At 73.6% G+C, this 18,644-nt stretch carries 19 protein-coding genes; 14 read left to right on the plus strand and 5 right to left on the minus strand.

Going from position 1 to position 18,644, the window contains the following annotated elements; genetic code table 11:
- Positions 1-120: 120 nt before the first annotated feature.
- From AC069K_RS12935 to AC069K_RS12980, 10 genes are all read left to right on the plus strand, one after another.
- A complete protein-coding gene (locus tag AC069K_RS12935) occupies positions 121-2,208 on the plus strand; it encodes a tetratricopeptide repeat protein (protein ID WP_478615286.1) in 2,088 nt (695 codons plus the stop codon).
- Positions 2,209-2,353: 145 nt separating this feature from the next.
- A complete protein-coding gene (gene ald / locus AC069K_RS12940) occupies positions 2,354-3,469 on the plus strand; it encodes an alanine dehydrogenase (RefSeq protein WP_358835646.1) in 1,116 nt (371 codons plus the stop codon).
- A gap of 416 nt (positions 3,470-3,885) precedes the next feature.
- A complete protein-coding gene (locus AC069K_RS12945; RefSeq protein ID WP_358835639.1) occupies positions 3,886-5,007 on the plus strand; it encodes a ParA family protein in 1,122 nt (373 codons plus the stop codon).
- Positions 4,992-5,552, plus strand: a complete 561-nt coding sequence (locus AC069K_RS12950; protein ID WP_365106036.1) for a hypothetical protein — start codon at positions 4,992-4,994, stop codon at positions 5,550-5,552. The genes AC069K_RS12945 and AC069K_RS12950 overlap by 16 nt, the downstream gene beginning before the upstream one ends.
- 65 nt (positions 5,553-5,617) lie before the next feature.
- A complete protein-coding gene (locus AC069K_RS12955; protein ID WP_478615289.1) occupies positions 5,618-6,823 on the plus strand; it encodes a segregation and condensation protein A in 1,206 nt (401 codons plus the stop codon).
- Between the two features lie 65 nt (positions 6,824-6,888).
- A complete protein-coding gene (gene scpB / locus AC069K_RS12960) occupies positions 6,889-7,464 on the plus strand; it encodes an SMC-Scp complex subunit ScpB (protein ID WP_365106083.1) in 576 nt (191 codons plus the stop codon).
- Entirely contained in the window at positions 7,464-8,657 is a 1,194-nt protein-coding gene (locus tag AC069K_RS12965) for a pseudouridine synthase (RefSeq protein WP_358991147.1), read from the plus strand. Before scpB ends, AC069K_RS12965 begins: the two co-directional genes overlap by 1 nt.
- Before the next feature lie 220 nt (positions 8,658-8,877).
- A complete protein-coding gene (locus AC069K_RS12970; RefSeq protein ID WP_478615292.1) occupies positions 8,878-9,159 on the plus strand; it encodes an adenylyltransferase/cytidyltransferase family protein in 282 nt (93 codons plus the stop codon).
- On the plus strand, positions 9,156-9,902 hold the full coding sequence (locus AC069K_RS12975) for an NUDIX hydrolase (protein ID WP_365106031.1): 747 nt from the start codon (positions 9,156-9,158) through the stop codon (positions 9,900-9,902). The genes AC069K_RS12970 and AC069K_RS12975 overlap by 4 nt, the downstream gene beginning before the upstream one ends.
- Positions 9,899-10,924, plus strand: coding sequence for an ADP-ribosylglycohydrolase family protein (locus AC069K_RS12980; protein WP_365106028.1), 1,026 nt, complete (start codon positions 9,899-9,901; stop codon positions 10,922-10,924). The genes AC069K_RS12975 and AC069K_RS12980 overlap by 4 nt, the downstream gene beginning before the upstream one ends.
- A gap of 20 nt (positions 10,925-10,944) precedes the next feature.
- On the opposite strand, the gene AC069K_RS12985 is transcribed toward AC069K_RS12980, so the two are convergent.
- The 3 genes from AC069K_RS12985 to AC069K_RS12995 form a co-directional block, all read right to left on the minus strand.
- Positions 10,945-11,688, minus strand: coding sequence for a nucleotidyltransferase domain-containing protein (locus AC069K_RS12985; RefSeq protein WP_478615295.1), 744 nt, complete (start codon positions 11,686-11,688; stop codon positions 10,945-10,947).
- 17 nt (positions 11,689-11,705) lie between these two features.
- On the minus strand, positions 11,706-12,176 hold the full coding sequence (locus AC069K_RS12990) for a Rieske (2Fe-2S) protein (protein WP_358836637.1): 471 nt from the start codon (positions 12,174-12,176) through the stop codon (positions 11,706-11,708).
- 110 nt (positions 12,177-12,286) lie between these two features.
- Positions 12,287-12,610, minus strand: a complete 324-nt coding sequence (locus AC069K_RS12995) for a DUF952 domain-containing protein (protein WP_365106022.1) — start codon at positions 12,608-12,610, stop codon at positions 12,287-12,289.
- A 121-nt stretch (positions 12,611-12,731) separates the two neighbouring features.
- Here AC069K_RS12995 and AC069K_RS13000 point away from each other — a divergent pair, with 121 nt between their 5' ends.
- The 4 genes from AC069K_RS13000 to der all read left to right on the plus strand — a co-directional run bounded on the left by AC069K_RS13000 (position 12,732) and on the right by der (position 16,856).
- Positions 12,732-13,817 (plus strand): prephenate dehydrogenase, encoded by a 1,086-nt coding sequence (locus AC069K_RS13000; RefSeq protein ID WP_365106019.1) that lies wholly within the window; start codon positions 12,732-12,734, stop codon positions 13,815-13,817.
- A 107-nt stretch (positions 13,818-13,924) separates the two neighbouring features.
- A complete protein-coding gene (cmk, locus tag AC069K_RS13005; protein ID WP_365106017.1) occupies positions 13,925-14,632 on the plus strand; it encodes a (d)CMP kinase in 708 nt (235 codons plus the stop codon).
- Between the two features lie 107 nt (positions 14,633-14,739).
- A complete protein-coding gene (locus AC069K_RS13010) occupies positions 14,740-15,327 on the plus strand; it encodes a lysophospholipid acyltransferase family protein (RefSeq protein WP_478615904.1) in 588 nt (195 codons plus the stop codon).
- Positions 15,328-15,398: 71 nt separating this feature from the next.
- On the plus strand, positions 15,399-16,856 hold the full coding sequence (der, locus tag AC069K_RS13015; RefSeq protein ID WP_365106012.1) for a ribosome biogenesis GTPase Der: 1,458 nt from the start codon (positions 15,399-15,401) through the stop codon (positions 16,854-16,856).
- 54 nt (positions 16,857-16,910) lie between these two features.
- Here der and AC069K_RS13020 read toward each other — a convergent pair whose 3' ends face one another.
- Both AC069K_RS13020 and AC069K_RS13025 read right to left on the minus strand, forming a co-directional pair.
- A complete protein-coding gene (locus AC069K_RS13020) occupies positions 16,911-17,345 on the minus strand; it encodes a hypothetical protein (protein WP_365106010.1) in 435 nt (144 codons plus the stop codon).
- Between the two features lie 276 nt (positions 17,346-17,621).
- Positions 17,622-18,395 carry a hypothetical protein gene (locus tag AC069K_RS13025; protein ID WP_358833110.1) on the minus strand — a complete coding sequence of 258 codons (774 nt, stop codon included), beginning with the start codon at positions 18,393-18,395 and terminating at the stop codon, positions 17,622-17,624.
- Between the last annotated feature and the right edge of the window lie 249 nt (positions 18,396-18,644).

Consider the following 18,644-nt stretch of genomic DNA (forward strand, 5'->3'; position numbering starts at 1 on the left):
CGATCGGGGGACCTGCCCGCCGCGCTCCACCGGGCCGCCCACCACGGGTGAACTACGCTCGGAACGCCCGTGCGGAGACCCGCCGGGCTCGGCTCGTGCGCAGCGGACGGAGCGTGGCCCGTGACGGATCAGGCGGTGGACGTGGGCGGCTCTGCCGCGCAGGGCGGGCCGGACGCGCCGGAGACGACCGGCCGTCAGTTCTTCGGCCGGCAGCGGGAGTTGAAGGAGCTGCGCGAGGACGTGGAGCGGGCGGGGCTGGACACCCTGTCCGGCCGCAAGTCGCCGCGCGCCCGGGTACTGCTGATCGCCGGACGCCCCGGCTCCGGGCGGACGGCACTGGCCGAGGAGCTGGCGCGGCAGCTCGCCGCCCAGTACCCCGACGGGGTACTGCGTGCCGCCCTGCGCGAACCGGACGGCACGCCCGTCCCGGCCGAGCGGGTGGCCCGCGACCTGCTCGACGCGCTCGACGTCCCGGTGCCGCCCGGCGGCGGCGCGGAGGAGCTGACCCAGCTGGTGCGCGAGGCGCTCGTCGATCGCCGGGCGCTGCTGCTGCTCGACGACGCGATCGACGCCGAGCAGGTCGACCCGCTGCTGCCGCAGAACGCCGGCTGCCTGGTGGTGGCGACCGCCCGCGGCCCGCTCACCGGCATCCCGGACGTCCGGCCCTGCACCCTCGGCGGCCTCGACCCCAGGACCGCCGTCGCCCTTCTGCAGAGCTACACCGGGGCGGTGCGGATCACCGTGGACCCGCGCACCGCGGAGAACCTGGTCGAGGAGTGCGCCGGGGTGCCCGCGGCCGTCGCCCTGGTCGGCGGCTGGCTCGCGGTGCGGCCCCAGGCGGCCGTCTCCGACGTGGCCAAACGGCTGCACGCGCTGCCCGACGACGCCACCCTGACCGGGCAGCTGCCCGTCGCCGAGCGGCCGCTGGCGCGCGCCTTCCGGCTGGTCTACGAGTCGCTGCCCGGGCCCAACGCCCGGCTGCTGCGGCTGCTCTCGCTCGCCCCCGCCGGGATCGCGGACGCCCAGACCGCCTCCGCGCTCGCCGGGTGCTCGGTCTCGGCGGCCCAGAACACCCTGGAGGACTTCGTCGCGTACGGGCTGCTGAGGGTCTACGGCGACCCGCGGGACCGGCCCGCGCAGTACGCGGTGCCCGGCTGGCTGGCTCCGCTGCTGCACCGGCTCGCGGAGGCCGCCGACCGGCCGGGCGAGCTCCAGCTGGCCCGGGCCCGGATGCTGGAGCGGACCGTACGGCTCCTCCAGTCCTGCCGGGCGGTCACCGAGCCCGACGGCTCCGCGGCCCGCAGGAAGCTCGCCGGGCTGCCCCGCGCCCTGCGCTTCCCCAGCGAGCGGCTGGCCGGCGCCTGGCTGGAGACCCGCCGGCCCGCGCTGCTCGCGGCGGCCCGGCTCGCGGTGGAGGACGGCGGGCTCGACACGCTCGCCCGGCGGCTGGTCGCGGCCCTGGTGCGGGCGCTGGCCGCGCACCGGGGGACCGAGGCCGCCGCCCCCGATCTCTATGGTCTGCACCAGCTGGTTCTCGACGTCGCCGAGCGGCACGGGCTGCACCGCGAGAAAGCCGCGGCCCTGCTCAATCTGGGCGATCTGGACGCGGAGGCCGGACGCACCGCCGATGCCCTCGTCCGCTACCGGGCGGCCCTGGACGAGGGCCGCGCGGCGAACGACCCGTACGCCACCGGCCGCGCGATGGAATCCGTGGGCGGCGCCCACCAGGAGCTCGGCGACTGGACGCGGGCCGCCGACTGGTACGGGCGGGCCCTCGCCCAGCGCCTCGCGCGGGGCGAGCGGGAGGACGAGGCGCGGCTGTACGGGCGCATCGGCGCCGTGCTCACCTACGCGGGCCGCTACGGCGAGGCACTCCGCAGTTGGCGCGCCGCGGTGGCCGGATACCGACGTCTGGGGGATCTGCCGAGCCAGGCGCGGGCGCTGAGCGAGGCGGCCCGGGTGCAGGAGTACGCCGGGCGGCCCGAGGAGTCGCTGCGCACCTGCCGCGAGGCGGTGGAGTGGGCGCGCCGGGCCGGTGATCTGCGTCTCCAGGCCGCGCTCCAGCTGCGGCTCGCGGACACCCTCGACCGGCTGGGAGACCCCGCGGCGGCCAGGCTGCACCGGGGCGCTGCCGAGCGGCTGCTTGAGCCTGACAGGGAAGGAGCGGCTCCGGCCTACGAAATCCGCAGTGCTTCGGCCAAAGATTAGTTGTTTGTAAGGGTAGACAGCGCGAAGACCTTCATTAGACTGGCTCCGCCGCACCTTCTTGCGGTGTCTCCCGGTGCGCCTTGGTGCATCCGGGTATGTATGTATTGCACCCCCTTCGTCCCCTGAGCCAAGGACCGTGATCGACGTGAAGGTCGGTATCCCCCGCGAGGTCAAGAACAACGAGTTCCGGGTGGCCATCACCCCCGCCGGCGTGCACGAGCTGGTGCGCCACGGCCACCAGGTCGTCATCGAGCGCAACGCCGGTGTCGGCTCGTCGATCACGGACGCCGAGTACGTGGCCGCCGGCGCCGAGATCCTCGGCACCGCCGACGAGGTGTGGGCCGCCGCCGACCTGCTGCTGAAGGTCAAGGAGCCCATCGCGGAGGAGTACCACCGCCTCCGCAAGGACCAGACGCTCTTCACCTACCTGCACCTCGCCGCCTCCCGCGAGTGCACGGACGCCCTGCTGGAGTCCGGCACCACCGCCATCGCGTACGAGACGGTGGAGACCGCGAACCGCGCGCTGCCGCTGCTCGCCCCGATGTCCGAGGTCGCGGGCCGGCTGGCCCCGCAGGTCGGCGCCTACCACCTGATGGCCTCGGTCGGCGGGCGCGGTGTGCTCCCCGGCGGCGTCCCCGGCACCCACGCCGGCCGCGCCGTCGTCATCGGCGGCGGTGTCTCCGGCTGGAACGCCACGCAGATCGCCGTCGGCATGGGCTTCCACGTGACCCTGCTCGACAAGGACATCAACAAGCTCCGCGAGGCCGACAAGGTCTTCGGCACCAAGGTGCAGACGATCGTCTCCAACGCCTACGAGCTGGAGAAGGCCGTCATCGAGGCCGACCTCGTCATCGGCGCCGTCCTCATCCCGGGCGCCAAGGCCCCGAAGCTGGTCACCAACGAGCTCGTCGCCAAGATGAAGCCCGGAAGTGTCCTTGTCGACATCGCGATCGACCAGGGCGGCTGCTTCGAGGACTCGCGTCCGACCACCCACGCCGAGCCGACCTTCATGGTCCACGACTCGGTCTTCTACTGCGTCGCCAACATGCCGGGCGCGGTGCCCAACACCTCCACCTACGCCCTCACCAACGCCACGCTGCCCTACATCGTGTCGCTGGCGAACAACGGCTGGGCCGAGGCGCTGCGCCGCGACCCGGCGCTCGCCCTGGGCCTCAACACCCATGACGGCCAGGTCGTTTACGGCCCGGTCGCCGAAGCCCACGGCCTGGAGACCGTCGAGCTGAGCACGCTCCTCGGCTGATCCGACACGCCGTGACGACGCCCTGACGAAACGGTTCGTCAATGCCCGTCGTCAACCTGACGCACCCGGCCGGACCTTGTCGACCCAAGGTCCGGCCGGATGTGTATCGCGACACTTTCCCCGGAGTGCGGCAGGCTCGCTCAACTCGCCTCGAACGTAACTCTTTAACCTTTTCGCGCACCCCTGAAACCCGCGCTCTGATGCCCGTACGCCCTTGACAGAGCGGTGTTCGGTTGCCGACACATCCGGCCGGGTCCGGCGGATTGTGTTGCTGCGGACCGGTGACACGCCATAGAGTCGCCAACCGTCGGCATGGTGCCACGCTGACCTATCGATAAAGTTTCCTGGTCACTTCCAAGGAGGTAAGACGACTTGTGAATGAGTCGACATTTACTCCCGGAGGTGGTCAACCAGGGATGCCCGCACGGGGCCATGGCCCTTCGGGGCCTGCTGAGGCTGTCGGCTCCGTCGCGGTCCGCGCCTTCGCAACCACCCCGCACATGACGACAGCCCCACGGATGATGGACGGCCTACACGTGAACGCCATGGCCGGCAACGAGAGTGGCCGGGACACCGCTGCTCTCGCCGACTTTGAGGACGTGCCCCAGGGGCACTTCTACGACCCCGACGCCGAGTACGAGCCCGACCCCGAGTACGCGGCCACCCTCGCACCCGACGCCGCACGCCAGCGCCGCGAGCGGATCGGCCCGACCGGACGGCCGCTGCCGTACTTCCCGATCCCGGGTCCGCTGACCGACCACGGTCCCGCGAAGATCATCGCGATGTGCAACCAGAAGGGCGGCGTCGGCAAGACCACGTCGACCATCAACCTGGGTGCCGCGCTCGCGGAGTACGGGCGCCGCGTGCTGCTCGTCGACTTCGACCCGCAGGGCGCCCTCTCGGTGGGCCTCGGGGTGAACCCGATGGAGCTCGACCTCACGGTCTACAACCTGCTCATGGAGCGGGGCATGTCGGCCGACGAGGTGCTGCTCAAGACCGCGGTTCCCAACATGGACCTGCTGCCGAGCAACATCGACCTCTCCGCCGCCGAGGTGCAGCTGGTCAGCGAGGTCGCCCGGGAGTCCACGCTCCAGCGCGCCCTGAAGCCCCTGATGGCCGACTACGACTACATCGTGATCGACTGTCAGCCCTCGCTCGGTCTGCTCACCGTCAACGCCCTGACGGCCGCTCACAAGGTGATCGTGCCGCTGGAGTGCGAGTTCTTCGCGCTGCGCGGTGTCGCCCTGCTGACCGAGACGATCGAGAAGGTCCAGGAGCGGCTCAACCCCGACCTGGAGCTCGACGGCATCCTGGCGACCATGTACGACTCGCGCACGGTGCACAGCCGCGAGGTCCTGGCCCGTGTGGTCGAGGCCTTCGACGACCACGTCTACCACACGGTGATCGGCCGGACCGTGCGCTTCCCGGAGACCACGGTCGCCGGTGAGCCGATCACGACGTACGCGTCCAACTCCGTCGGCGCCGCCGCCTACCGCCAGCTCGCCAGGGAGGTGCTCGCCCGGTGTCACGCCGAGTGAGTCTGCCCGGGGCCGACGAACTGTTCCGTACGACCGGAGGAATGGCACTCCAGTCCTCCACCCCGAGGCGGACCAACGGCGAGGCGAAGGTGCCCGGACCCGCGGGCGAGAGCGACCCCGCCGCGGAGGAGTCCGCGGGGCGGGCCGAGCACTCGGCCGCGGAGGAGGAGCCGGCGTCCGGCGAGCCGCGCAGCCGGGGCGCCGCGGCGTCCGAGGCGGCGAAGGCCGCCGGCGGCCGCCCGGGTGCTCCGGCGGCGGGCGGGGCCGGTTCCGGCACCGGCTCGGGAACCGCTCAGCAGCGGCGGCGGGCCCGGGCGGCCAACCGGCGGCCCAGCGGGCGCGAGCGGCACGACGAGAAGATCACGGTGTACGTGTCCGCCGAGGAGCTGATGGACCTGGAGCACGCGCGCCTGGTCCTGCGCGGGGAGCACGGGCTCGCCGTGGACCGGGGCCGTATCGTGCGCGAGGCCGTCGCCGTCGTCCTCGCGGATCTGGAGTCCCGGGGCGACGCGAGCATTCTCGTACGGCGTCTGCGGGGGCGGTAGCGGCTAGCCTGCGGCTTTCGCCGCGCGCCCTGTACCGCCCGCTCCGCACTCCCCTGGAACGACTCTTGCCCACCGCCGACCGTGAACCGGACGCTCCCGCCGCGCGGGGGGGTCGGCGTGCGCTCGGGCGGGGGCCGGGGGTTTTCTCCCCCACCCCGCCCCTTCCCGAAAGCCCTGGGCGGGCGGCCGGGGGAGTGGCGGAGGAGGTTCTCCCGGGGGCTGCGCCCCCGGGCCCCGCGGGGCTCCGCCCGCGCACCCCTTCGGCGGCTGCGCCCCCGGACCCCGCCCCTGCCCCCGTAGAGGCGCCGGACCTCTCGTCGGCGGCTGCGGGCCGTCCTGGGCCGGTCGCGCAGTTCCCCGCGCCCCTGGGGGTGCGGGCGGAGGTCGATGGTTCGGCGCCCGTGGGGGTGCGGGCGGAGGTCGATGGTTCGGCGCCCGTGGGGGTGCGGGCGGAGGTCGATGGTTCCGGGGTCGGTGACGGGCGGTTCACCGTTCGGCTCGTCAACTTTGAGGGGCCCTTCGATCTGCTCCTCCAGCTCATCTCCAAGCACAAGATGGACGTGACCGAGGTCGCGCTCTCCCAGGTGACCGATGAGTTCATGGCCCACATCCGGGCCATGGGCGCGGACTGGGACCTCGACCAGACCACCGAGTTCCTCGTCGTCGCCGCCACCCTGCTCGACCTCAAGGCGGCCCGGCTGCTGCCCGCCGCCGAGGTCGAGGACGAGGCCGACCTCGCGCTCCTCGAAGCGCGCGACCTGCTCTTCGCGCGGCTGCTCCAGTACCGCGCGTACAAGCGGATCGCGGACATCTTCAGCGAGCGGCTCGACAGCGAGGCGCGCCGGTACCCCCGTACCGTGGGGCTTGAGGCGCACCACGCGGAGCTGCTGCCCGAGGTCGTCATCAGCATCGGCCCCGACGGGTTCGCCAAGCTGGCGGTCAAGGCCATGCAGCCGAAGGCCAGGCCCCAGGTGTACGTGGACCACATCCACGCGCCGCTCGTCTCCGTGCAGGAGCAGGCGGCCGTCGTGGTGGCGATGCTGCGGGAGGCCGGGGACGCCAGTTTCCAGCAGCTGACCCAGGACGCGCCGGACACCCTCACCGTCGTCGCCCGCTTCCTGGCCCTGCTGGAGCTCTACCGGGAGAAGGCCGTCGTCCTGGACCAGGACGAGGCGCTGGGCGAGCTGATGGTGCGCTGGAGCGGCGGGGACGGGGCGGGGACCGCCGTCACGGACGAGTTCGACCGAGTGGTGGAGGTGGAGACGGCGTGATCCGGGAAGCCCCCGAAGGCGCGGCGGTGGAGCTCGCGCTCAAGCCCGCCCTGGAGGCCGTCCTCATGGTCGTGGACGAGCCGGCGACCGAGGAGCACCTGGCCAAGGTGCTGGAGCGGCCCCGGCGGGCCGTGGCGGACGCCCTGCGCGAGCTGGCGGACGAGTACACCGTCCAGGGCCGCGGTTTCGAGCTGCGGCTGGTGGCGGGCGGCTGGCGGTTCTACAGCCGGGCCGAGTACGCCCCGGCCGTCGAGGGCTTCGTCCTGGACGGGCAGCAGGCGCGGCTCACCCAGGCGGCCCTGGAGACCCTGGCCGTCGTCGCGTACCGCCAGCCGGTGAGCCGGTCGCGGGTCTCGGCGGTGCGCGGAGTGAACTGCGACGGGGTCATGCGGACCCTCCTCCAGCGCGGTCTGGTCGACGAGGCGGGCACGGAACCCGAAACAGGTGCGATCCTGTACAGGACGACGAACTACTTTCTGGAGCGGATGGGCCTGCGCGGTCTGGACGAACTCCCGGAGCTCGCGCCCTTCCTTCCGGAGGCGGACGCGATCGAGGCCGAGACCCTGGAGGGTGTGCCGTCGTTCGATCCGGACGCGCCCGACGCCCCGGAAACCCACGCAGACGACAAGACGGAAATTTGATGCGAAGCAGCGGCAGTAACAGCAGCGGAAACAACGGCGGGAGCCGTGGTGGCAACAGCGGCGGCCGCGGAAGCAGCGGCGGTGGCGCCCGGAGCGGCGGCGGCCGCGGCGGCGCGGGCGGTGGCCGGGACGGCCAGCGCCAGGGCGGCGGAGGCCAGCGCCAGGGTGGCGGCCCGCGCCAGAGCGGCAGCGGCAAGCCGCGTCCGCTGCGCCCCGAGGAGCGCACCTACGAGGTGGGCGGCTCCGACAAGGGTGGCGCCCCCCGCGGCCGGGGCGCGGCGGCGCGCGGCGGCGCCAAGGGCGGCCCCAAGGCGCCCCAGGGCGGCACCCCGGTGCGCCGCGGCCCGCACGGGCAGCGGATGGGCCAGTCCCGCCCGCGCGAGCTCGACGCGAAGATCGAGCAGCGCAACCGCGACCGGTACGCGGACAAGCCCGAGATCAAGACCCCGAAGACCTTCCCGGGCGCCGAGCAGGAGGGTGAGCGGCTGCAGAAGGTGCTCGCCCGCGCCGGCATGGGCTCGCGCCGCGCCTGCGAGGAGCTGATCGAGCAGGCCCGCGTCGAGGTCAACGGCGAGATCGTCCTGGAGCAGGGCAAGCGCGTCGATCCCGAGCACGACGAGATCAAGGTGGACGGCCTGACTGTCGCCACCCAGTCGTACCTGTTCTTCGCGCTGAACAAGCCCGCCGGCGTCGTCTCCACCATGGAGGACCCGGACGGCCGCCAGTGCCTGGGCGACTACGTGACCAACCGCGAGACCCGCCTCTTCCACGTCGGCCGGCTCGACACCGAGACCGAGGGCATCATCCTGCTCACCAACCACGGCGAGCTGGCCCACCGTCTCACCCACCCCAAGTACGGCGTGAAGAAGACCTATCTGGCCGCCATCACGGGCCCGCTGCCGCGCGAGATCGGCAAGCGGCTCAAGGAGGGCATCCAGCTGGAGGACGGCTACGCGCGCGCGGACGCCTTCCGGGTCGTCCAGCAGACCGGCAAGAACTACCTGGTGGAGATCGAGCTCCACGAGGGCCGCAAGCACATCGTGCGCCGCATGATGGCCGAGGCCGGCTTCCCGGTCGAGAAGCTGGTCCGGGTCTCCTTCGGCCCGATCGCGCTCGGCGACCAGAAGTCCGGCTGGCTGCGCCGCCTCACCAACACCGAGGTGGGCATGCTGATGCGCGAGGTCGGCCTGTAACCGCCCTCCGCACCCCGGTACCGAGCCCGGCCCCTGACCGACGGGGGCCGGGCTCGCCGCTGTGCGGGGGGCGCGTCGGCTGTCCGGGGGCTCGCCGGCTGCGGACCGCTGGGTAGGCGCGCCCGCTCGGGCGCCGTGCGCCCCCACGGTTGCATGCGCACGCCTGTTGTGCGCGCCCCCCGGGCGCCTTTATAGTCATCCTGACTATTAAAAAGCGACGGTGCGGCGGGAGGGGGTGGCGGCGGTGGAGCGGTACGGGCACGGTCTCGTGATCGGCACGTTCCGCCCGCCGCACGCGGGCCACCACCACCTCGTACGGACCGCCGAGGACCGCTGCGAGGCGCTGACCGTGATGGTGTGCACGGCGGCCGGGGAACTCGTGGCGGCCCGGACGCGGGCGCGCCGGATGGCCGAGGTCCATCCGCGCGCCCGTGTCGTCCGGTCGGTCCGCTCCCCGCGCGCCCGGGGCCGCGTGGACGCGCCGCCCGGGGGCCGGTGGTGAGCGCGGGGGGCCCGGCCAGAGCGCCGGAGGGTTACGACCCGTACGCCTTCGAGCCGTTCGCGGTCACCGTCGACCTCGCCGTCTGCACGGTCCGCGACGGCGGTCTGCACCTCCTGCTGATCCGGCGCGGCGAGGAGCCCTACAAGGGGGAGTGGGCGCTGCCGGGCGGTTTCGTGCTGCCCCGCGAGAGCGCCGGGCAGGCGGCGCGGCGCGAGCTGGCCGAGGAGACCGGGCTGCCGGACGAGGTGGTCGCGGGCCTGCACCTGGAGCAGCTGCGCACCTACAGCGACCCCGACCGCGACCCCCGGATGCGGGTGGTCTCCGTCGCCTACACCGCGCTCGTACCGGACCTGCCGGAGCCGCACGGCGGCGGCGACGCGGCGCACGCGCAGTGGGTGCCGTTCGGGGCGTACGAGGGCCTCGCCTTCGACCACGAGCGGATCGTCGCCGACGCGCGCGAGCGGATCGGCGCCAAGCTGGAGTACACCTGCCTGGCCACCGCCTTCTGCCCGCCCGAGTTCACCCTCGGCGAGCTCCGGCAGGTCTACGAGACGGTCTGGGGCACCGCCCTGGACCGCCCCAACTTCCGACGCAAGGTCCTCGCCACACCGGGCTTCGTCGAACCGGTGGCGGGAGCCGCGCGTCTGACCGGCGGCCGGGGCAAGCCGGCCGCGCTGTACCGGGCGGGCGCGGCGACCGCGCTGCACCCCCCGCTCCTGCGGCCGGAAGGACGACCCTCATGACCACTCGCGTGAACAGCCGGGCGAAGCAGGCGGCGACGGGCTCGCTGATCGGGCTCGCCCTCGGGGACGCGCTGGGCTTCCCGACCGAGTTCATCGGCGTGCCCGCGATCCTCGCCAAGTGCGGTCCCTGGCGGGAGATGCGGCTGCCGACGCCGGCGGTCGTCACCGACGACACCCAGATGACGCTCGCGGTCGGCCAGGGCATCCGGGCCGCCATGGACCGCGGCCTGCTCGGCCCGCGCCGCCTGGAGCGGCCGGTGCGCGAGGGGTTCGTCCGCTGGTACCACTCCCCGGAGAACAACCGGGCCCCCGGCCGCACCTGCATGGTCGCCTGCGGGCTGCTCGACAGCGAACTGCCCTGGCAGCAGGCGAGCCAGCTCGGCTCCAAGGGGTGCGGCGCGAACATGCGGGTGGCCCCGGTCGGCCTGGCGCCCGGCCTGAGCGAGGAGCAGCGGGCGGGCGCGGCCCAGCTCCAGTCGGCCCTCACCCACGGCCACCCCACGGCCCTGGCGGCCAGTGACCTCACCGCCCGCGCGGTCTTCCTGCTGGCCCAGGGCGCCGACCCGGTGGGCCTGGTCGGCCAGCTGCGCTCGTACGCCTACGAGAACCGCACCCGCTACCACGACCGCTGGCTGGGCGACCTGTGGACCCGCGCCCACGACGAGTCGCCCGCGGCCTTCATCGCACGCGGCTGGGACGAGTGCCTGGACGCCCTGGACCGGGTCCTGAAGGCCCTGCGCAACCCGTCGCCGGAGACGGACCCGTGCCTGGAGACGGGCGACGGCTGGGTGGCCGAGGAGGCCCTGGCCACGGCGCTGGTCTGCTTCCTGCTCTTTCCCGACGCCCCGCTCACGGCCCTGCGCCGGGCGGCCTGCACCAAGGGCGACTCGGACTCCATAGCCTGCCTGACCGGCGCTTTCGCGGGCGCCCACCGAGGAGCCGAGGCCTGGCCGAAGGAGTGGGCGGAGCGGATCGAGTACCGGAGCGAACTGCTGACGCTGGGAGCGCTCTGGGACTCCTGATCCGGGACCGGGAGCGTGCGCTACCGCCCCGGGACGCCACCGGGCGCGACGCGCCGCACGGTTTCGTCGTGCGGGTGCGGCCGGAGGGCTGAGGTGCGGCGTACCCGGAACAGGAAGTCCGCCACGCGGGCCTCGTCCGGGGTTTCGGGAAGGGGGGTGCGGGACGCGGCGCGGGTGGTCTCCTCGTCGAGGCGGGTCATCCAGGCCTCGACCTCGGGCCAGGGGACCTCGCCGCGTCTGACGGCCAGGAGGCGGTCGCGCTCGGGGCCCACCTCGATCGTGAGGACGCCGGTGCGCAGCAGGTCGCGGCAGCTCGTCAGGAGGCGCACCAGGTGCATGGCGTGCTTCCAGCGCGGGGCGCCGTGGCGGCGGACGTCCGCCTCCAGCCTCTTGCGCTGGGCCAGCGCGTAGGCGGTGAAGGTGGTGTGGGTGCGACGGGAGAGGAACGCCTCGCGCAGCGACAGGAGTTCGCGGCCGGTGTCGTCGATCCGTTCGACCAGCGGTGAGTGCAGGCACTCCAGGATGCCGGGATTGGCGCGCAGGGCCAGTGCGCAGAAGCGTTCCAGCTCCCAGCTGAACTGCTCCTCGGCCGGGCCCTCCACATGCGTCGGCGGCTTCTCGAAGCGCCAGAAGAGCGGGGTCGGGGCCACGAAGACGCCCCGGCGGTCCGTGTCGCTCGCCGACGTGGCCAGGCCGAAGGCGCGCGACCCCATCACACAGGAGTACACGGTGTGGTCGCGGACCAGCTGCTCGGGCGGTGTCATCCGCCGATTGTGGCCGGTCAGGCCAGGTGGATCGAACCCTTTTCGACCGTGATCCGCTCCGCCGCCAGCGGCCGGGGCGCCGGTCCCGCCGCCACCGAGGCGTCGGCCACGCGGTACTTGCTGCCGTGGCAGGGGCAGTTGATCGTCCCGCCGGAGACGTCCTTGACCGTGCACCCCTGGTGGGTGCAGATCGCCGAGAACGCCTTGAAGGTGCCCGCCTCGGGCTGGGTGACCACGACCTTGCGGTCCGCGAAGACCTTGCCGCCGCCCACGGGGATGTCCGACGTCTTCGCCAGGACGGCGCCGCCGGGCGACGCGGAGGACGGGCGGGGCGTGTCCGGGGCGAACGCGACCGGGGGAGAGGTCGCCGTGCCGGTGGGCGTCGCGTCCGTACCGCTGTCCTTGTCGTCGCTGCTGCCGCAGCCGGCCAGCGCGGCCGTGCCCGCGGCCACCGCGAGCACCGCGCGGCGGGAGGTTGGCGTCGTCATGGGCAGCATCCTGGTGCAACCCGGCGGAGAATTCCGTGACGCGCGCGTGCCGTACGCCCTATGGCGCAACCCACCGGTCCCGGTCTGAGGCGCGACCCACCTGCCCCGGTCTAGGGCGCAACCCACCGGCCCCCGTCCCGGCGCAGCTCCGCCGCCTCCACCACGGCCTCCCGCCCGACCGGCCCGTACACATGGGGGAACGCCCCCTCCCAGCGGACCTCGGCGTCCAGGCGCGTCTCGTCGATCCCCAGCAGCAGGAGCGGACCCGGCGCGTCGGCGCACCGGGGGTCGTGGGCGTAGTGGGCGTTCGCCACCTCCAGCGCGGACGCGCGGTCGGCCGAGCAGTGGACGAAGCCCTCGGACGCCAGGGACGCCGGGGCGTACGGGCCCGGTCCGGCGCCCCACTCCGGCGCGGGCACCACATGGAAGATCATGGGCCCGTTCTACCGCACGGCCCTTCCGGCGGCGGCCACCACCCGGCGGCTTGACTAGGCTGAACGGGCAAGCCCGCCCGTCCGCCCCGGCGCAGCCGCCGCACTTCGCAAGGAACTCTCCGTGAGGACCGCACTCGTCATCGGTACCGGCCTGATCGGTACGTCCGCCGCGCTGGCCCTCGCCGCACGCGGCGTCACCGTCCACCTCGCCGACCACGACCCGGCCCAGGCCCGGACCGCGGCCGCGCTCGGCGCCGGGACCGACGAGGCGCCCGCGGGCCGGGTGGACCTGGTGATCGTGGCCGTGCCGCCCGCCCACGTCGCGACCACCCTGGAGCAGGCGATCCGCTCGGACGCGGCCCGTGCGTACATCGACGTCGCCAGCGTCAAGGGCGGCCCGCGCCGCGAGCTGGAGGCGCTCGGCTGCGACCTCACCGCCTACCTCGGCACGCACCCGATGTCCGGCAAGGAGCGCTCCGGCCCGCTCGCCGCCACCGCCGACCTCTTCGAGGGACGCCCCTGGGTGCTCACCCCGACCCGGGACACCGACACCGAGGTGCTCAACCTCGCCCTCGAGCTGGTCGCGCTCTGCCGCGCGGTGCCCGTGGTGATGGACGCCGACGCCCACGACCGCGCGGTGGCGCTCGTCTCGCACACCCCCCAGCTGGTGTCGTCCATGGTCGCCGCCCGGCTGCGGGAGGCCGACGAGACGGCGGTACGGCTGTGCGGGCAGGGCATCCGCGACGTGACCCGGATCGCCGCCTCCGACCCCCGGATGTGGGTGGAGATCCTCTCCGCCAACCCGGGCCCGGTCGCGGACGTCCTGGCCGGCATCGCCACCGACCTGGACGAGACCGTACGGGCGCTGCGCTCCCTGGAGTCCTCCGACGAGCAGAAGCGGCGCGGCGGGGCGGCCGGCGTCGAGGACGTGCTGCGGCGCGGCAACGCCGGCCGCGAGCGCGTCCCCGGCAAGCACGGCACCGCCCCCACCGCCTACGAGATCGTCGCGGTGTTCATCAGCGACCAGCCCGGCGAGCTGGCCCGGATCTTCGCCGACGCGGGCCGCGCCGGCGTCAACGTCGAGGACGTGCGCATCGAACACGCCACCGGCCAGCAGGCCGGACTGGTCCAGCTGATGGTCGAGCCGGCCGCGGCCCCGGGCCTGACGGCGTCGCTGCGGGAGCGGGGCTGGGCGATCCGCCGGTGACCCCGGCCCGGGGCGCCGGGCGGGCGGGGATCTGGGCGCACGTATGAGCCAGTAACCTTGTGTGGGGGCGGATGCCTGCCCGCCCACCCCGTCCCCGTACCAGGAAGGTGTCCGTCACCGTGGAAAGCGCCGCCCGGACCGCCCCGGCAGCTGTGATCGTCGCCATCGACGGCCCGTCCGGCACCGGCAAGTCCAGCACCTCCCGGGCGGTCGCCGCCAAGCTGGGGCTGAGCTATCTGGACACCGGCGCCCAGTACCGGGCGATCACCTGGTGGATGCTCACCAACGACATCGACACCGACGACCCGGCGGCGATCGCGACCGCGGCCGCCAAGCCGGTCATCGTCTCGGGCACCGACCCGAACGCGCCGACCATCACCGTCGACGGCCTCGACGCCTCCGGCCCGATCCGTACGCAGGAGGTCACCGCCAAGGTCAGCGCGGTCAGCGCCGTCCCCGAGGTGCGGGCGCTCGTCACCCAGCTCCAGCGGGACACGGCGGCCTCCGCCGCGGCCGGGATCGTGGTCGAGGGCCGGGACATCGGCACGACCGTGCTGCCCGACGCCGACCTGAAGGTGTTCCTCACCGCCTCCCCGGAGGCGCGCGCCGCCCGCCGCAGCGGCGAGCTGAAGGGCGTGGACGTCGCCTCCACCCGCGAGGCCCTGCTGAAGCGGGACGCGGCCGACTCCGGCCGCAAGACGTCCCCGCTGGCCAAGGCGGCCGACGCCGTCGAGGTGGACACCACCGAGCTCACCCTCGACCAGGTCATCGAGTGCGTGGTCACGCTCGTCGAGGAGAAGCGAGCCGCCAAGTGACCGTCCTCCCGTCGCCCGGCCACCGCGCCTCACCGAGACGCTCCGCGCCCCCCGTGCCCGTCACGGAGCGCGGCGCCGAGGTCGGGCGCCGGATCGGTGTCGGCCTGATGTACGGGCTGTTCAGGCCCCGGGTGCTCGGGGCCTGGCGGGTGCCGGCGAGCGGCCCGGTCATCCTGGCCGTCAACCACGCGCACAACATCGACGGACCGATGCTGATGGGGACCGCCCCCAGGCCGGTGCACTTCCTCATCAAGAAGGAAGCCTTCATCGGCCCGCTGGACCCGTTCCTGCGCGGCATCGGGCAGGTGAAGGTGGACCGGTCGACCGTCGACCGGACCGCGATCGACCAGGCCGTCGGGGTGCTGGAGAGCGGCGGTGTGCTCGGGATCTTCCCCGAGGGCACCCGCGGCGAGGGGAACTTCGCCTCGCTGCGCGCCGGGCTCGCCTACTTCGCCCTGCGGTCGGCGGCGCCGATCGTCCCGGTGGCGGTCCTGGGAAGCACCGAGCGCGAGGGACGGTTGATAAAGGCGCTGCCGCCGCTGCGCAGCCGGGTGGACGTCGTCTTCGGCGACGCCTTCGAAGCGGGCGACGGCAGCGGCCGGCGCACGCGTACGGCGCTGGACGAGGCGACCGTACGCATCCAGGAGCGGCTCACCCGCCATCTGGATAACGCCAGGCGCCTCACCGGGCGCTGAGCGAGACTTGGGACTTGAGTAGTGGACCGGACGCCCGGTCCATCGATGACGCAGAACGAGGAACGGACTTCATGAACGACCAGCACGACCACGGAGCGCTCGGCGACGCCGAGTACGCGGAGTTCATGGAGCTCGCCGCGGAAGAGGGCTTCGACATCGAGGACGTCGAGGGCGCGATCGAGGAGGCGGGCCACGGCCCGCTGCCCGTCCTCGCCGTCGTCGGCCGACCGAACGTCGGCAAGTCGACCCTGGTGAACCGCATCATCGGCCGCCGCGAGGCGGTCGTCGAGGACAAGCCGGGCGTCACCCGCGACCGCGTGACCTACGAGGCGGAGTGGGCCGGCCGCCGCTTCAAGGTCGTCGACACCGGCGGCTGGGAGCAGGACGTCCTCGGCATCGACGCCTCCGTCGCCGCCCAGGCGGAGTACGCGATCGAGGCCGCCGACGCGTGCGTCTTCGTCGTGGACGCCAAGGTCGGCGCCACCGACACCGACGAGGCCGTCGTCAGGCTGCTGCGCCGGGCCGGCAAGCCGGTCGTGCTGTGCGCCAACAAGGTGGACGGCCAGTCGGGCGAGGCGGACGCCGCCGCCCTGTGGTCGCTGGGCCTGGGGATGCCGCACCCCGTCTCCTCGCTGCACGGCCGCGGCACCGGCGACATGCTGGACGCCGTCCTGGAGGCCCTGCCGGAGGCGCCCGCGCAGTCCTTCGGCACCGCCGCCCCCGGCGGCCCGCGCCGTATCGCGCTCATCGGCCGCCCGAACGTCGGCAAGTCCTCGCTCCTGAACAAGGTGGCGAAGGAGGACCGCGTCGTCGTCAACGAGCTGGCCGGCACCACCCGCGACCCGGTCGACGAGCTGATCGAGCTCGGCGGGGTGACCTGGAAGTTCATCGACACCGCGGGCATCCGCAAGCGGGTCCACCTCCAGCAGGGCGCCGACTACTACGCCTCGCTGCGCACGGCCGCCGCCGTGGAGAAGGCCGAGGTGGCGGTCATCCTGATCGACGCGACCGAGAACATCAGCGTCCAGGACCAGCGCATCATCACCATGGCCGTGGAGTCGGGCCGCGCCATCGTCATCGCGTACAACAAGTGGGACGACCTCGACGAGGAGCGCCGCTACTACCTGGAGCGCGAGATCGAGACCGAGATGCAGCAGGTGGCCTGGGCACCGCGCGTCAACGTCTCCGCGCTGACCGGCCGCCACATGGAGAAGCTGGTCCCGGCGATCGAGACGGCCCTGGCGGGCTGGGAGACGCGGGTCCCGACCGGGCGGCTCAACGCCTTCCTCGGCGAGATCGTCGCCGCCCACCCGCACCCGATCCGCGGCGGCAAGCAGCCGCGCATCCTCTTCGGCACCCAGGCCGGGACCAAGCCGCCGCGCTTCGTCCTCTTCGCCTCCGGCTTCCTGGAGCACGGCTACCGGCGCTTCGTCGAGCGCCGGCTGCGCGAGGAGTTCGGCTTCGAGGGCACCCCGATCCACATCTCGGTGCGGGTGCGCGAGAAGCGCGGCAGCAACAGGAAGAAGTAGCCCCGGCGCGGGGGCCGCTCGGGGGCCACGGCCTCGCGGCCCCCGCCCCGGGTCTCACAGCCCCCGGCGGGGGGCGGGCGGCAGTGCCGCCGGGAGCGGTTGGAGCCCGGTGTGCTGCCGCCCTTGCATGTGCCCGGTGCCGCTGTTCGCCGCCCCGCTCAGCTGCCAGGGGGCGCCGCTGTGCGCGGGATACGGGTGGAAGCCCGGGACGGTCTGGGGGTGCGGCGCCTGGGCGTGGGCCGGCTGGTGGTGCTGGTGGGCGCCCCGGAAGCCGAGGGACCCCGAGTGCCCCACGGCCGCGAAGCCCCGGAAGCCGAGGTCGTCCTCGCCGCTGCGGTCGCCCGGCAGGGCCCGGAAGGACCGGCGGTACTCCGAGTACAGCGCGTCGTAGATCGGGGTGGCCGAGTGGCCGCTGATGAGGTCCTGGGCGGGGCGCATGGAGGGGATCTGCGACTGGTACGGCTGGCGGGAGGGCTCGTATGCGTGCACGTATGTGCCAACGACCCCGGCGGCCGTCGGATGCGGGCTGACGGAAGATATCGCACATCCCCGGATGCAGGGGGTGAACCGGGCGCGCGGGGGCTCGCGGGGGCCGGGCGGGGCCGGTGTCCGGTCGGGGGGCGTTCGCGCAACGCGGCCGGGGCCCGGGCCGGTTGAGCGGTCCGGGCCCCGGGGGGCTGGGCGGTGGTGCGGTCCGGCCCTGGGCGGGCTGGGGCGGTGGTGCGGTCCGGCCCTGGGCGGGCTGGGGCGGTGGTGCGGGGTGGCTCAGGTGCCTGCCAGGGGCATCGCCGCCGACACCAGGGTGCCGTCCGAGGCCGCCTTCTCCAGGGCGTCGCGCAGCAGGTCCTCACGGGGCTGCTGGCCGATGGAGCCGACCGGGGCCGCGAAGACCAGGACGCGCTGGGTGCGGTTGGCGGCGGCGCGCCAGCCGTCGGTGACCTGGAGCGGCTGGTGGGCCTGCCACCACGACACCGGGCTGCCGCCGCCTCCCGTACCGGGCTGGAGGATCGCGTGGAGCTGGCCCATGGCGAGCAGCACCGACCAGCCGGAGAGCACCGAGGGCATCCGGCCGACGTCGGTGACCGGCACGAAGCCCTGCTCGATCAGGAGCGGAAGGAACTCGTCCGTGGTGCCGCCCGAGCCGGGCCTGGCGATCGGGGCGGTGGGCTCCACGACGAGCGCCGGGTGCAGCGCGCCCTCGATGAGGATCAGGCCACTGGTGATGCCGAGGACGGCCTGCTGGGGCGCCCTGCCCCCGAACTCGTCGCCGGTGATGGACCGGACGGCGCCCTGCAACTGCTCCTCGGAGACCTGGACGACCTGGGAGGGGATGCAGGAGGCGTGGGCGAAGGCGAGGACCGCGGTCTCCTCACCGACGAAGAGCACGGTGCTGGTGGCCTCGTGCTCGGAGTCGCCCGGGGTGCGGCAGGAGGTGCAGTCGTAGCTGCCCGGGGCGTTCTCGCCGGCGAGCAGCCGGTCGGCTTCTTCGTCGCCGATCTCGGCGCGGACGTCCTCGCTGACGTCGAGCATGCGCGGCACGGGTGGCTCCTACTGGATGCGTGCGCCGGGTGGTTCCCGGCTCCTGAAAGGACAACGGCGGATCTGTGGCAGGGGTCACGCCCCAGGGCGAACGGAATCGAACCACCGCACGCGGAGGGTGAACGTGCCCCCGGAACTCCTCACTCCATGTCAACCTCTGGGCGGCGCAAGGGAGTTGGCAGGGTGAACTGAGTCACAGGCCGACTGGCCGACTGGTCGACAAATCCTGAAATCCCTCCATCAAGTGGC

Source organism: Streptomyces sp. NPDC043908 (assembly GCF_056435525.1).

Excerpts from the sequence above, each read along its gene's own strand:
- der (WP_365106012.1), top strand. The coding sequence starts at position 15,399 with ATGAACGACCAGCACGACCACGGAGCGCTCGGCGACGCCGAGTACGCG.
- AC069K_RS12965 (WP_358991147.1), top strand. The coding sequence starts at position 7,464 with ATGCGAAGCAGCGGCAGTAACAGCAGCGGAAACAACGGCGGGAGCCGT.
- AC069K_RS12990 (WP_358836637.1), bottom strand. The coding sequence starts at position 12,176 with ATGACGACGCCAACCTCCCGCCGCGCGGTGCTCGCGGTGGCCGCGGGC.
- scpB (WP_365106083.1), top strand. The coding sequence starts at position 6,889 with ATGGTCGTGGACGAGCCGGCGACCGAGGAGCACCTGGCCAAGGTGCTG.
- AC069K_RS12945 (WP_358835639.1), top strand. The coding sequence starts at position 3,886 with ATGCCCGCACGGGGCCATGGCCCTTCGGGGCCTGCTGAGGCTGTCGGC.
- AC069K_RS12980 (WP_365106028.1), top strand. The coding sequence starts at position 9,899 with ATGACCACTCGCGTGAACAGCCGGGCGAAGCAGGCGGCGACGGGCTCG.
- AC069K_RS12985 (WP_478615295.1), bottom strand. The coding sequence starts at position 11,688 with ATGACACCGCCCGAGCAGCTGGTCCGCGACCACACCGTGTACTCCTGT.
- AC069K_RS12995 (WP_365106022.1), bottom strand. The coding sequence starts at position 12,610 with ATGATCTTCCATGTGGTGCCCGCGCCGGAGTGGGGCGCCGGACCGGGC.
- AC069K_RS13010 (WP_478615904.1), top strand. The coding sequence starts at position 14,740 with ATGTACGGGCTGTTCAGGCCCCGGGTGCTCGGGGCCTGGCGGGTGCCG.